The 13,769-nt window shown below is 40.9% G+C and carries 13 protein-coding genes and 1 pseudogene; 13 read left to right on the top strand and 1 reads right to left on the bottom strand.

The genetic code is table 11. The annotated features are described in order from the left end of the window. From BM100_RS03165 to BM100_RS03210, 13 genes and pseudogenes are all read left to right on the top strand, one after another. A pseudogene (locus BM100_RS03165) lies at positions 1-251 on the top strand (phage integrase central domain-containing protein); the annotation flags it as partial. Between the two features lie 135 nt (positions 252-386). Next, positions 387-914 (top strand): EamA family transporter, encoded by a 528-nt coding sequence (locus BM100_RS03170; protein ID WP_139216922.1) that lies wholly within the window; start codon positions 387-389, stop codon positions 912-914. A gap of 199 nt (positions 915-1,113) precedes the next feature. Further along, a complete protein-coding gene (locus BM100_RS03175) occupies positions 1,114-1,422 on the top strand; it encodes an alpha/beta fold hydrolase (RefSeq protein ID WP_139216923.1) in 309 nt (102 codons plus the stop codon). A gap of 2 nt (positions 1,423-1,424) precedes the next feature. Then, positions 1,425-1,559, top strand: a complete 135-nt coding sequence (locus tag BM100_RS23785; protein WP_274539933.1) for a hypothetical protein — start codon at positions 1,425-1,427, stop codon at positions 1,557-1,559. Between the two features lie 138 nt (positions 1,560-1,697). After that, positions 1,698-1,943, top strand: coding sequence for a hypothetical protein (locus BM100_RS22445; RefSeq protein WP_139216924.1), 246 nt, complete (start codon positions 1,698-1,700; stop codon positions 1,941-1,943). Between the two features lie 309 nt (positions 1,944-2,252). Further along, positions 2,253-3,146 (top strand): dihydrodipicolinate synthase family protein, encoded by an 894-nt coding sequence (locus BM100_RS03180; RefSeq protein WP_092507888.1) that lies wholly within the window; start codon positions 2,253-2,255, stop codon positions 3,144-3,146. Positions 3,147-3,409: 263 nt separating this feature from the next. Beyond that, on the top strand, positions 3,410-3,553 hold the full coding sequence (locus tag BM100_RS24160; RefSeq protein WP_476756451.1) for a DUF2798 domain-containing protein: 144 nt from the start codon (positions 3,410-3,412) through the stop codon (positions 3,551-3,553). A 798-nt stretch (positions 3,554-4,351) separates the two neighbouring features. After that, positions 4,352-5,542 carry a multidrug effflux MFS transporter gene (locus BM100_RS03185; RefSeq protein WP_092507890.1) on the top strand — a complete coding sequence of 397 codons (1,191 nt, stop codon included), beginning with the start codon at positions 4,352-4,354 and terminating at the stop codon, positions 5,540-5,542. An 11-nt stretch (positions 5,543-5,553) separates the two neighbouring features. Continuing rightward, the gene (locus tag BM100_RS03190; protein WP_092507892.1) at positions 5,554-6,492 is read left to right on the top strand and encodes a beta/alpha barrel domain-containing protein; all 939 of its coding nucleotides are present in this window, start codon (positions 5,554-5,556) and stop codon (positions 6,490-6,492) included. Beyond that, positions 6,489-7,244: an alpha/beta hydrolase gene (locus BM100_RS03195; protein ID WP_092507894.1), complete on the top strand. Its 756-nt coding sequence runs from the start codon at positions 6,489-6,491 to the stop codon at positions 7,242-7,244. Before BM100_RS03190 ends, BM100_RS03195 begins: the two co-directional genes overlap by 4 nt. Further along, complete coding sequence (locus tag BM100_RS03200) at positions 7,241-8,848, top strand: isocitrate/isopropylmalate family dehydrogenase (protein WP_092507896.1); 1,608 nt, start codon at positions 7,241-7,243, stop codon at positions 8,846-8,848. Before BM100_RS03195 ends, BM100_RS03200 begins: the two co-directional genes overlap by 4 nt. Before the next feature lie 72 nt (positions 8,849-8,920). Then, positions 8,921-9,595, top strand: a complete 675-nt coding sequence (locus BM100_RS03205) for an RraA family protein (RefSeq protein WP_092507898.1) — start codon at positions 8,921-8,923, stop codon at positions 9,593-9,595. Further along, positions 9,592-10,473 (top strand): DUF6282 family protein, encoded by an 882-nt coding sequence (locus BM100_RS03210; protein ID WP_092507900.1) that lies wholly within the window; start codon positions 9,592-9,594, stop codon positions 10,471-10,473. Before BM100_RS03205 ends, BM100_RS03210 begins: the two co-directional genes overlap by 4 nt. A gap of 116 nt (positions 10,474-10,589) precedes the next feature. Here the strand turns inward: BM100_RS03210 and BM100_RS03215 are convergent, their stop codons facing one another. Beyond that, positions 10,590-13,730 (bottom strand): autotransporter domain-containing protein, encoded by a 3,141-nt coding sequence (locus BM100_RS03215; protein ID WP_092507902.1) that lies wholly within the window; start codon positions 13,728-13,730, stop codon positions 10,590-10,592. Positions 13,731-13,769: the final 39 nt, after the last annotated feature.

Raw genomic sequence — 13,769 nt, forward strand, 5'->3', positions numbered from 1 at the left:
AGGCCATTGATGATGCGGGTAAACACAACATCGCCCAGCGATTACAACAACGTGTTACCGCTATCATGCGCTATGCCACCCAGAACGATATTCTGACATCCAACCCGGCTAACGATATGGCCGGAGCACTCACCACCACAAAATCACGTCATCACCCTACACTGCCTCATGAAGCCTCACCTGATTTTTTGAACCGCTTATCGGCTTATTGCGGGCGCTTGCTGACCAAAATCGCGGTAGAGCTGGCAATGTGGCGCATTAACGGCCTCCATAATGATGGCAACTATGCCAATGCTTAGCATTCTTGTGAACTGGGTATTACGCAAGGTGCACCTCCAGCTATCTCTATTGGGTTAATCCTGATGTCCTTTTTTGGTGTAATGACTGTGATTACTAAAGGTCACTATAGTAATCTTTTTGATTTTCCCTCCAGCTATTCCGCAAATGGACTTATCATTCTCGGCGCACTGTGTTGGGTTATTTACACTGTGGGAGCTTCATTTTTTCCTACCTGGTCACCGTTAAAATATACTGCGTTGACGACTTATCTGGGGGTGATAAGTATAGTAGTACTGAACGGTATACTGTATGCCTGTGGTATTGTCCCTGTACCAGCAATCAGTGAGTTCGTGTTTGTTATTCCACATGTATTCTACACAGCTTTCATTGCAGGCTTCATTGGGATCCTGTGCTGGAATATTGGTAATAAAATCCTAACGCCACTTAACGGTGTATTATTCATGGATATCGTACCAATCACCGCTTTCTCTATTTCAGCGATGACCGGAATAAAGCCAAGTGCTCCTGAAATCGCCGGGGCTTGCATCACGGGTTCTGCACTAATCCTCAATAACCTGTATTTGCGTTACCGTAGTACACCCAAAAAAGCTGCTATTCCCATTCGTGACAACTGAATGATTAGCCATATGTAATAATTAAGTTTGGATATTCAGCTATAGCTCCCTTTTTATTAATAGTGTTATTTCTCTCTACGGTAGGTCAATTTATATCTGTGTCTATAGTGATAGATTATTTCCCAGTAATAGGGAGCTCAAAATAGCCATGGCTTGATTATTGTTTTTTCGCTGAAAAGAAATTAGTCGATGTAAGGTAATGAAACAGATGTTATGCCGTACCTCAGCAAAAGGTTATGCGAAATGTGCCGAAGCATTATCACAAATTACACCGGGGCAACCAAAGAATAAGAAAACTCCAGTACTAGTATTAGTCGGCGAAAATGATATTGTCGCTACACCCACAGCCGCACAAGAAATGGCAACTGCTCGTGGTGGAAAGCTAGTAGTATTACGGGATGCTGCTCATATACCCATTATTGAAAAATCAGACGAGATTTTAGGGGAAATGATGAGATTTCTGGCTAAAAATTTCAATCAAACTGTTAGGATGGAAACTGGTGTTTAAACATGCACCACATACTACACTATAGTGGTCAACAGACAGAGGGCACTTTCCTGTCCCACAACTATAATGGTGGAATTTTACCGACTGAATGCAAAAAACAATGGGAAGAAACTAAAGAAGTGCCCTCTATTTCCTGACCGCGACAAAAAAAAATTTGAACTTGTTTAATCCAAACGATAATACATTATCGTGTGACTACAACGATCTTATCGCCTGCAAAGATCGCCTTCGGGTGGCGAGCAAAAACTCTCGTAGCCTGAAAGGGAGAGCAAGAATTGTGGTACATCTGCGCACTTTTGGAAGCAGATATTGCCGGACACATAACCCACCGTCCGGCGATGAAGGTTTACCGGTCTTATGCACCGGCTTATCACACACTCCCCGCAGAATGGTATCTGACACGTTCTGGCCGATACCGTTTTAGCTGGTACAACATTCACCAACATGCTTATCCACGAATAACAAACGTCCCGAAAACTGCGTGGCGTCACTTGCGTAACGGCGTAGCGATTACCAAGTGACGCCGCTGGGCGGCAAACTTCCAGAGCGCAACCGGACTGGCTTTACTGCCGATTTGAACTACGACATTAATGGGTTTTGGTTGGTATAAGAATTCCGGGCACCTCAGAAACCTGCTAATCTGATGAGCGGTGGATGTGTGGTTTCGCGATGATAACGTTGAAACATTTTTTCTTAACCTCCCCCTCTTATGAAACGCAAAAAACTTCGAGATCGATTATGTCAGCTTACATCGACTGGTTATAAGCCACAGGAACTCCCTGTAGGTATATCTGGTCAACGAGAGGATAAATAAACAGATGAAATCGAGTATGTTTGAAGGTCTTTCAGCTTTTCCGCTGACTCCTATGCTTCAAGGGGAAATTGACGAAAAAGCTTTCATTTCTTTGATAGGGAATCTTGCTGCGGCTGGGGTAAATTCTATCGGTGCGCTGGGATCTACAGGCAGTTATGCCTATCTGACAATAGAACAACGGGCGCGGGCCGCAAAGCTTGCGACTGAGAATGCAAATGGAATTCCGGTTATGGTCGGCATTGGAGCCATTCGTTATGAAGATGTGTTGAAGGTGACAGAAGATGCCCAGAATGCCGGAGTCAGTGCAGTCATGTTGGCCCCCGTGTCTTATCAAACGCCAACCGCTGAAGAAGTTTATGCACTCTATGAGAATGTCAGCAAATATCTCTCTGTACCACTATGTATATATGATAATCCTGCAACAACTGGGTTTGAATTTAGCGATGAATTACTAATAGAAGTTGCCAAATTGCCGACTGTCGGTTCGATAAAACTTACCCGCCTTCCAGAGGATATTCCTACTGCAAAAGAGCGAATTTCCTTTCTTCGCCAACAAATTCCTGAAAGTATTTCAGTCGGTATTGGCGGTGATTGGCGGGCAACGACTGGGTTATCTGCCGGATGCAATGCATGGTATTCAATCATTGGAGGGCTTTTTCCAAGAACTGCACTGGATATCGTTAATGCCGTGCAAAGTGGAGACATAAAACGGGCTGAAATGCTTTCCAGGGCATTGGAACCACTATGGCAGCTCTTCCGGGCATATGGTAGTTTGCGGGTAATGGCGACAATAGCAGAATTATTTAATTATGTTGAATCTCCTTGTCTGCCTTTCCCATTGAGATCTTTAACAGGTGATGCCCTTCATCGCTTAGAGCTCATACAAGAAGATCTCCGAAATCTACAATAACCTGATTTTTTAAGGGTGGTGATGTTCAGTATCACGTAGATTTAAACTCGGTTTTTTCAGTTGGTAAATATTCGTATGACGTTGGGGTATTAGGCATTTTATGCCTTGATAATCAAAGATATTGGTTGGTTAGATTATTCCAACCCTCATTCATAATGAGATAAAGTCTGATACGAAATTCAGAACCCACGGCACCTACATCAATACGATGGATGGTGCCTGCTGTCAAACGTTGGCGCTATCCACATAACATTGGAATACAAATGGATAAGCGCACCCTCCTAATCTCACAAATTATCATGACAGGAATAATGGCAGCCTCTATATCAGCAATAATGCTCCTAGTTGCAGTTGACCCAACGGAAACATGGCTAAGAATGTGGCCTAAACAGTTATTAATCGCATAGCCCACTGCCTTCATTATGTTGAAAATAGCGCTCCCCATAACAATGAGGCTAACACTCATCCTTTGTAAGAAAAAATCAAATCAAAGCCAACCGCTAGACACTAAAAACATAAGTACAGAAAAATAGAATAGAACGAAAAAACGGTTCTCCTAATCCCTTTTATGATAAACGGGCGAGTTAGTTAGCTAAAACCGCCCGCTTATCCCCATCAAAGCCCTCAAAACAACTTTAAGACATAAACTTGCTTTGTGATTATAACGATTTGGCCAATTACGGCGAGTGTGTCACTCAGAATCTCGGCTGACATTTTGATATTCTATACCTGATGAATCAGTGATAGCTTTCCAACGAGTCTAAGCCAAAAATAAGGGAATATATTTTTCTAATCACCTGTTTTTTCAGGGCAGGAAATCTATAAGATTCTATGAACAAGAAACATATTCGGGTTAACAATTAATTTTACACTTTGACCCGTGTGCATACCCATACGAATATTTTAAAAATCAGTTTCATTCCTCTTTATTTAAGTATTTATAGAAATCGCCTTTAGCCTTTACCATATTAGCTTACCATCGTTTTAATTCATTAAATCTCTTTGTTACAGTTGTAATTATTTTTCATAACAGAAGAATAAAACCATAAAATAAAAAACATTATCATCATAACATCAGTTAAATAAAACCATATAATATTATTATATTTTATTGTACTTTTCATTTCCGTTGAACAAATATTTATGTTTTTAATTTATGTTTACTCATAATATTCATGACTTCCATATCAATTGATTAACTTACTATGAAAAATAAATTTCACTCTATATTATTTATTGTGCTAATGGCTTTTCTTTCTATGGGAGGGTTAATTTCATCAGATATATTCCTTCCCGCTTTGGATAAAATGGGGAATTATTATAATGTTAGTGAATCTAACGTACAAAGTTCAATCGCTATATTTTTATTTTCCATAGCTATTTCCCAGCTTATTTACGGACCATTAAGCGATTGCTTGGGAAGAAAAAACACCCTGATTATTGGCATGATCATATGGCTGATTTCAACTGCCTGTGTTTTCTATAGTACACATATCAATGAATTATTATTATTGCGTCTATTCCAAGGAATAGGGGCTTGTGCTGGAATTACCTTAAGCCGTGCTATTATTAATGACTTAATGGAGAAAGAAGAAGCTGCCAACGTGTATCTGATTATTTTTCCTTTTGTCGGCATGTCACCTGCAATTGCACCTATGATCGGTGGAATACTAAACGAATATTATGGCTGGAAAGCGTGTTTCTTATTTCTTGTTATATTCATAATAGTTACTCTGATATTATGTTTGCTGGTGCTAAAAGAATCACTGCCGATAGAAAAACGTCAAAAACTGAATATTAAAAATATATTTAACAATATTTATCAGGTATTGTTGAATAAAGAGTTTCTTTACTATTCCGCTATACCTTGCTTTGCTTATGCTGCGTATTTTTCTTATTTGATAGAATCCCCCTTCATTCTTAAAACCATGGGGTTATCTGAGAAATATATTGGCTACACTTACATAACACTCTCATTGAGTTATGTATTGGGGAACTTGGTTGCTAAGAAATTAAATCGGCAACAAAGTTTACGTAAAACTATTTCTCATGGTTATATGTTCTTTAGCATTGGAAGTGTTGCTTTTACAATACAAATGATTTTAAGTCCCTACCCATTATTAACATCTGTAATAACAATATCAATATTGACTTTTGGCAATGGTTTTTTATTACCACTTGGCACGGCATCAGCAATTTCTGCCAGCACACAAGCTGCAGGAACCGCTTCTGGCGTAATGGGAACATTGCAATTAGGGAGTGGGGGACTAGCGTCACTGCTTATAGGTTATATGTCTCACCACGACCCCATAAAATCAGCAATTATTATTACTATTGTTGCTCTTATCGGTAGCTCAATTTATTTAATTGGCCATAGAAATTATAATTTAAATTAAGGAGATATAAAATGATTAACAATATAGACGTAACACTACGTGATGGTGGATATCTAAATAATTTTAATTTTACAATAGAATACGCCATCAATCATATTGATGCATTGAGAAATGGAGGAGTGGAGTGGTTTGAAATTGGTTATCGCAATGGTTCTTTTAGTTCTGTGCCAAATATTGGCTTAACAGGCCTATCACCAGATAGCTACATTGCTGGTATTCACCAAATGGTACCTGAGGCAAAATTAGCTGTTATTGCTCACCCACACAATATTAATGTCAGTGATATCCATGCAATGAAAGCGAGCGGTGTTAGTTTGCTCAGATTATGTATCAAAACTGACAATCCACAGGCATGTTTGGCATTATGTGAAGCAGCAAAAGCTATTGGCATAACAGTAAGTATCAATTTTACTCGAGTAAGCCAGCTCTCTATCAATAAAATTATTGAGATCACCAAACAATGTGAACACTCTGGTGCTGATATCATTTACTTAGCTGATTCAAATGGCAGCCTATTTCCAGAGCAAGTTTCACAATATTTTTATAAATTGAAAACAGCCACCCAATTGAAATTGGGTTTTCATTCTCATGACAATTTAGGGCTTGCTACAGCGAATAGCATTGAAGCTATGAAATCTGGGGTGACTTTTATTGATAGTTCTCTATCGGGCATGGGAAAAGGTGCTGGCAATCTCAATTTGGAAAGCTGGTTATCATTTCTCAACCTGAGTCAACATACTAAGCAATACGATCTTAAACACATATTTCATCAACTTAATGAACTGCAATCATACCAACATTTTTCTGAATCTAAACGTGAACTTATTGATGTAATCATGGGATTGTATAATTTGAATGTAGAAAATAAAGTAACGCTAGAAGAAGGATTACGCGATGGAATTAATTATGCATTTCAACTTATAGGATCCTTAAAGGAAACAACTTCATGACACAGTATGATGATGCTGGATGTTTGCGACCTGAGACAGTAATTTTTTCTCCAATTATGCCGTTATGGGATCAAGGGAATTTCTGCACACCATTGACATTATTATTAGAAAAAAATGGGTATCGTGTAACTATAATTGATACATTATCTTTAATTAACCATGCTAATCCTGATTTAATTGATTCTGATTTTTTTATTAAAACTGTTGAGCAAGAATTAAATCAACGTTTTTATAGACCTTATCTTCTTATTGGATTTGCTATGGCAGGCACAGCAGTACAATTACTTGCACCTCGCTTAAAAATGCTTACAGGGGTCATTTCAATCAGCGGACCAGGATATATAGATATGCCGCTTTTCGGTAAATTAACACAATTAATGACGTTACTGAAAGAAAATCAGTTGGATGAAGCTATTTCATTATTGCATGATTTTGTTATTCCTGAAGGAGGAACACCATTTCCTCCAGCATCCACTATACCAAACCATTTCAGAGATATTGCACAAACGCGTTTGATAATAGGGTTCTCGTTATTACTGAAATTCGATGCAAGAACAGTATTGCATAATTATAAAGGGAAATTTTTGAGTATAGTTGGTAGAAGTTCACAATTAGCAACTGTATGCAATCAAGTTGTCAGTTCTAACCTCGAACATTGTTTTGCTGTCATTGATAAAGCAGGAATGCGACCTTGGGATGACCAGCCTAAATTTATTAATGATGTAATTAACGATTGGCTCAAAACATTATGAACAAAAAAATTCTTGTTTTACCAGGAGATGGTATTGGTCAAGAAGTATGTGAAGCTGCACTTCCTGTATTTAAAGCATTAGATCTCCCTGTGACATTGACAATTGGCGATATCGGTTGGACTTGTTGGGAAAAAGAAGGCAATCCTGTACCTGAAAGCACTTGGGAGCAAATATCTTCAGTTGATGCTGTATTACTCGGTGCCATTACCAGCAAAGGCAAAGAGGCAGCACTACAGGCACTGCCATTGCATCTTCGTGAAAAAGCGGGAAATTATATATCACCTGTCATTCAATTGCGTCAACGTTTGAGTTTATACGCAAATATTCGACCTATACGTTATATAGAAGGAGAACGTAAACCTTTTCGTTGCTGTGTTATTAGAGAAAATACAGAAGGGTTATATGCCGGATTCGATTTTAAAGGCATTTCTTCTACTGTCGCTGATTGGTTAACACATCCTAATATAGACAAATATGGTCCTGAAGAAGCGGCATGGTCTGTACGCTTACAAACTCGCTTTGGTTTGGAGCGTTTGTTTACGACTGCCTTTGAATATGCAAAGAAAAATAATTATACGCGTGTAACTTTTGCTGATAAGCCAAATGTGATGCGGGAGAGTGGCCATTTTGCAAAAGTTATTTTTGACACCGTTGCGGCACGCTATCCAGCGATAAACGCAGATATTCACAATGTCGACGCAGTCGCATTGTGGTTAGTAAAAAAACCACATGAGTTTGGTGTTATTGTTGCAGAAAATATGTTCGGAGATATTTTGTCCGATCTGGCTGCTGGTGTCATGGGCGGACTTGGTTTAGCCCCCAGCGCTAATATTGGTGGTGATATTGCATATTTTGAGCCTGTCCATGGTAGTGCACCCAATATGGCTGGTAAAAATAAAGCTAACCCGGCGGCAATGTTTTATACAATAGCATTGTTATTGGAATATCTTGGTTTTATTGATGAAGCCATGAGAATTAATTACGCGGTAGACAATGTAATACGAACGGGGAAAACCGTAACTTATGATTTGGGCGGGGAAGCGACAACCCAACAAATGGCACAAGCTATTATTGATACTTTAAACGGAAAATATGCCAACAAATCAGCATCAATTATTATGGTGGGTGATGAACTGCTGAGCGGCCAATATATTAATACTAATCTTCAGAATATTAATCTCCATCTCCTAAAAAAAGGATATAAAGTAAAGCAGCAACAAGTTTGCACTGATGATATTCATCAAATTGCCACATCAATAATTCATCGATTGGGGCAGGATTCCCTCATCGTTGTGTGCGGTGGACCCAGTGCTACCTCAGGTGATAAAACCCGTAAAGCTATAGCTAGAATAGCAGGCCAACCTTTAGAAATACGTAACGATATATGGATGGAAATACAGCAAAAATTGAAAAAATTAGGAATATATTGCGACTCTTCAAATCAACTTCAAGCAATGTTTCCGGCCAATGCAGAAATTATACCTAATATTGCAGGAACAATTCCTGGTTTTAGCTTAAATATCGATGGCAGTAAAATAATCGCATTACCGAATTCCGCTTCACAGATACAACTAATGTTGTCAGAAATACACTCTATTTCTTAGTGAATAGTATAAGAAAATGAAATTTCCATACGACGATCCATATATGACTATGTATCTTAAGGAGACAATCTAATGCAACTCGCAGAAATTGAACAAATCAAACAACAGCTAATTAAACTCGACAGCGCAGCTATATCAGATGCAATGGATAGTTTGAATATTCCCGCAGGATTGTCTGGGATAATACCACGCAATTCCGGAATGAAAATAACGGGGCCGGCTTTTACTGTACGTTATGAACCTATCATTCCAGAACAAGGAAAGTTTCTTAATGCCGGGAATTATATTGATGAAGTCCCCTCTGGACACATAGTAGTGGTTGATAACCAAGGACGTACTGATTGTACCAGTTGGGGTAATATTTTGACCTATAAGGCCATACAAAAAGGAATTGAAGGTTCTGTGATTTATGGATCAGCTCGAGATGTATCGGAAATCCGCAGGTTGTCATATCCCTTATTTACAACCGGGATTTATATGGTATCTGGAAAAAATAGAGCCAAGGTTGTAGAAACTCAATGTGCGCTGAGAATTGGCGATGTAAATGTATGCCCCGGAGATTGGATTTTTGCCGATGATAATGGTGTGCTAGTCATTCCACTGCAACATTTACTGACGGTTATTGAACGTGCGGAAAATGTTGAAAAAACTGAACAAGCCATTATTGAAGCAATAACCAACGGAGAAGATTTAGTTTCCGCCCGAGAAAAATTAGGGTATGCCGTACCATGGGAACATAACTCATGAATCAAAAATTTATAGGGTACTGGGAAAAGAGATTTAACTTTCTGGATCTTCATTATCATGCCCGCCCTGATAGCTATGTTCGTAGATATAATGTACTCGAAGCAGGAAGAGAGTATGCACGGTACAATGGTGGAGTTGTACTCAAAAATCATTTGGGTAGTGTTGCCGCTTTATCGTCATTGGCTCAAGAAGAAAGGCTCCCTGTCTTTGGTTCGGTAGTATTGAATGCTGCAGCCGGAGGAATGACAACCAACTCAGTCATTCAGGCACTTAGTCAATACCAGTTTGATGAAACCCCTAGATTATTAGTTCATTTGCCCACGATTGTTCCAACAAATCATGAAAGTGTAATGAAACGGAGCTGGGCAAATACTGCCGCACAATCATTTTCCCAACAATTTTCATCTGTGGTCGATAGTAATGGACAGGTGCGAAAGGAGGTCCATGAATTAATAAGTTTTGCGCAAAAATACAATATTGTATTGTCATCTGGCCATGCATCCTATTACGAAGTTATGCAACTTATTGATGCAATTACTGCAGCAGGTGGCTGTAGGTTTATGCTTAACCAGCCCGCCAGCCCAATAACAGGGCTAAAGGCAAAAGATCTTAAGGCGCTGGGAGAGTATGACTGGCTTTATGTAGAGCAAACGGCATTGACCGTTTATCTCGGTTATCAAACAACTGACGATTTTTTTGAAGTATTATCAGAAGTAAATAATGTTGTTTATAGTTCTGATCTTGGTCAGCCAGTACAGCCGGATATTGGGCAATGGCTAATTGACAGTAAATGTTGGTTTAAAATGGCTGGTCTTAGTGAGTCACATATCCGGAATGTTTCCTTACTTAATCCGCTACTCATGTTGGCGCCTAATTAAAGATAAATTAAACGAGAGGTGATTCTATTAATAAATTTAAAAATACATCCCATGATTACGGAGCCAAAAATAACACTGGCTCCGCATGTTTTCTCAAAGAATTAAACCGCTAACGATCAGAATGTCCATCTAAGCCCAGCATTTATACTATTATCTTGATGACTGCTGGACAGCACACCACTATAACCAAACGTGACCGAAACATTGTCATTGGCTTTCACCTCTGCATTGGCTTTCAACACCACTCCGTCACGGGAAATAGGCACGCTGCGGGTGACAAATGTTGTGTTGCTGCCACGGAATGACAGGCCTGTTGCTCGTTCACGATCACCGTATTGGTGCTGCCAACCTAATTCGCCATTCAGAGCAATCGAAGAGCCCGATGAGGTTTGCCAATTGTGGTTAGCACGCAATCCTAATGTGGAGAGTGTCGCTTCAGTATGTTGACGGTTGCCGTGAAGTGCGGCCGCTGCACCATTCTCATTAATGCCTTCATTTTGGAAATTAACATAGGCGAAATTGACAAATGGCTCCAAATTCACAGCACCAGCCGGCAAGTGATAAGCAAGCTCCGCAGATATTTGTGCTGTTCTCCCGTCATAATTCGCACTTTCATTGTCATACTGGTTGCCGTACTTGATCAAGCGCTTGGTATCAATCTGATGCCAAGTGAATCCCCCGTTGGTACGTAAAGCAAAGTCACCAAACTGACGATCACCATAAAGGGCAAGATGGTAGTTATTGCTGTCAGCGTTAGAGCGATTGCCACCGTTAAGGGAAGTACGGGTGTAACCTGTCGCAACGCCAAGGCGGCTGTAATCATCAATAAGTGTGTCTATGCCAAGGAATACACCGTAGTTGTTAGCCTGATAGCCACTCGCATTTTCTGTACCAGAAGCGTGCTCCCAAGCGCTGAGCAGGCGAACCCATGCGCCGTTATTATCGCCGTGGATATCAGATGACAATGAACGGCCTTCGGCCTGACTTAAACGAGAATTTAGCGTGTCACGCAAATAACGACTGTTATTGACTAATAAAGACGCTACGTCAGCGTGGATTTGTCCATTAAGCTGGCGGTATGCATTACGTGCCTGTTCCGCAGAATTACTGGCCAAAATACTTTCATAAACTGAATTGCCGAAACCAAGTGAATCAGCAACAGTAGCTAATTCACGTTCATTTTGTGTCTTGGCAACATCCACGAAAGCGATGTCATTACGTTCAACATGGAGGTTTACTTCGTTTGGCTGGTAAGACAATGCCGTATCGACAAAGGGGGAATTAGAGCGGGTCTGCGGCTCAAAATACCCATTTATACCTTTCTGTGCATTCAGAATACGGTATGGATGATGCTGGAAGCCATCCACTTTATTGTAGGCAAGTAAGTTTCCGGTATTTTCAAGAGAAACGGAAACTGTTGCACCATCCAGTTGTGCACTTTTTTCAACTTGAATATTGTCACCGCGCCCATCAGCAGCGATTTCAACTGCATAATGAGAACCTGGTTCAAAAATAATTTTGTCAGTAACTTTCAACGTACCAACGACATCACCCGGAGCCACAGTACCACCACGCTGTACAGTGACTGCGCCGACTATACCCGCTCCGCCAAGAGTTCCATTTTCCATTACCGAAACCGTGGAAGAAATACTGCCGTTGATATTCAGTAATCCCTGTTTGACCAACGTTGGGCCTAAATAGGTATTCTCACCGCTGAGGCTCAACGCCCCTCGACCTTGTTTAGTCAGTCCGCCATGGCCACTAATGTCATTGCTCCAGAGATCCGAATCACACTGAATACCCTCACAGACACGTTCGGTCGGTTTGCCCTTGTCCAATACAGCGCCAGCCCCCGGAATATCTGCAATAAATTGGCCATTGCCGTAAGCGACTCCGTCAGGATCAGGAATACGGAATTTCTCAGGAATATCTTCAGCGGTGTAGAACATACTCGGGCCGTTTATCGCTTTACCGAGGTTAATCATCCCCCAGCCGTAAATCTCATCAATCCCTTTTTCTCCCATATCCGTCGCGGTGGTGCGAAGAACAGAGGCTACTTGGGCACCCGTCATGTACGGGAAACGCTCCATCAATACGGCAACACTACCAGCAACATGCGGAGCAGCCATTGAGGTTCCGCTTTTATTTCCATAACCAACGCCCAAATCACTTATATCTGTTCCTGTAATAATTGAACTATAGACTCTAGAACCAGGAGCGCTGACACAAAAGCTGGCGGTATAGCCACAACGGGAAGAAAAATAACTGATGGTATAAGGTTCGCTATTGGTGCTATTTGGATCTTGTTGCAAACTAGCGACCGTCAGCCAGTTAGGGGCAATGTCTGGTACAAACCAAGCCAATCCTCCAATGGCATCCGGATTATTAAAATTAAAACTATTGCCAGCGGCAAAAATTGTCACAATCCCACTCCGAGCAACATCAATTGCGCCCTGATAAGCACCGCCGGATTTTGTACCTAAAAACGGTTTTATTTCATCAAACTGCTTCTGGGCTTCAACTAAGGTAAAGTGAGCTGCGCTTGGGTCGCTTCCTTCATCATGAAGCTTCTTGGGAATACCAATAGCCCAACTGTTATTAATGATGCGCGCGCCACTGTCTCTCAGAGCATGCCAACCTGCCTGATAAACAGCGCCGTCATTGCCCAATATAATGCCATCTTCAGGGCCGGGATCGCCGTTATCAGCGCTGATAATTTGAGCATTGTAGGCCACGCCATGCATTTCTTTGCCATCGCGGTTAGCAGCAGCAATACCCGCAACATGAACACCGTGATTCCCTAATGTGTTGTCATATTGCCGCTTTGGCTCATCACCGTATGTAAATGGAGTGCCTTTTTCCACTTTAAGGTAGGGATCGGTATATTCACGTAGCCCTTTAGTCACTAAGTTAATGACTTTATCTTTTCCCTCAAACTCAGGGTGCTTGGCATAAACATACTGATCAAATATGCCCAACTTGACCCCTTTGCCGGTATAGCCTCTGGCATAGGCTTCATCAGCCCGGATCGCGCCAAGTCCCCATTCATTCCGGAATTCTTGAGTTCGCCAACTGGCTGGATCACCCAGCCGCCCTGTTTCGACATAGTTCCTTAATGTGTCGTTTTTTGCATAGGCACCGGCACTGGCGGCGGCCAGACAGCAGGCTATGGCGTAGCAAAGGATACGCGGTTGGGTTTTGACTGACAGGCCAGCAGCAGCCAGAAAACTTCGGGGTATACTGTCTTGTTTCTTCATCTTAATGACCATCCACGGTTGATTTATAACAATACAAAT

The organism is Xenorhabdus mauleonii (assembly GCF_900113945.1).
Classification (GTDB): domain Bacteria; phylum Pseudomonadota; class Gammaproteobacteria; order Enterobacterales; family Enterobacteriaceae; genus Xenorhabdus; species Xenorhabdus mauleonii.

What these genes read in the sequence shown, in the direction of transcription:
- BM100_RS03175 (WP_139216923.1), top strand. Translation starts at nt 1,114, where the DNA reads ATGAAACAGATGTTATGCCGTACCTCAGCAAAAGGTTATGCGAAATGT.
- BM100_RS23785 (WP_274539933.1), top strand. Translation starts at nt 1,425, where the DNA reads ATGCACCACATACTACACTATAGTGGTCAACAGACAGAGGGCACTTTC.
- BM100_RS03180 (WP_092507888.1), top strand. Translation starts at nt 2,253, where the DNA reads ATGTTTGAAGGTCTTTCAGCTTTTCCGCTGACTCCTATGCTTCAAGGG.
- BM100_RS24160 (WP_476756451.1), top strand. Translation starts at nt 3,410, where the DNA reads ATGGATAAGCGCACCCTCCTAATCTCACAAATTATCATGACAGGAATA.
- BM100_RS03185 (WP_092507890.1), top strand. Translation starts at nt 4,352, where the DNA reads ATGAAAAATAAATTTCACTCTATATTATTTATTGTGCTAATGGCTTTT.
- BM100_RS03190 (WP_092507892.1), top strand. Translation starts at nt 5,554, where the DNA reads ATGATTAACAATATAGACGTAACACTACGTGATGGTGGATATCTAAAT.
- BM100_RS03195 (WP_092507894.1), top strand. Translation starts at nt 6,489, where the DNA reads ATGACACAGTATGATGATGCTGGATGTTTGCGACCTGAGACAGTAATT.
- BM100_RS03200 (WP_092507896.1), top strand. Translation starts at nt 7,241, where the DNA reads ATGAACAAAAAAATTCTTGTTTTACCAGGAGATGGTATTGGTCAAGAA.
- BM100_RS03205 (WP_092507898.1), top strand. Translation starts at nt 8,921, where the DNA reads ATGCAACTCGCAGAAATTGAACAAATCAAACAACAGCTAATTAAACTC.
- BM100_RS03210 (WP_092507900.1), top strand. Translation starts at nt 9,592, where the DNA reads ATGAATCAAAAATTTATAGGGTACTGGGAAAAGAGATTTAACTTTCTG.
- BM100_RS03215 (WP_092507902.1), bottom strand. Translation starts at nt 13,730, where the DNA reads ATGAAGAAACAAGACAGTATACCCCGAAGTTTTCTGGCTGCTGCTGGC.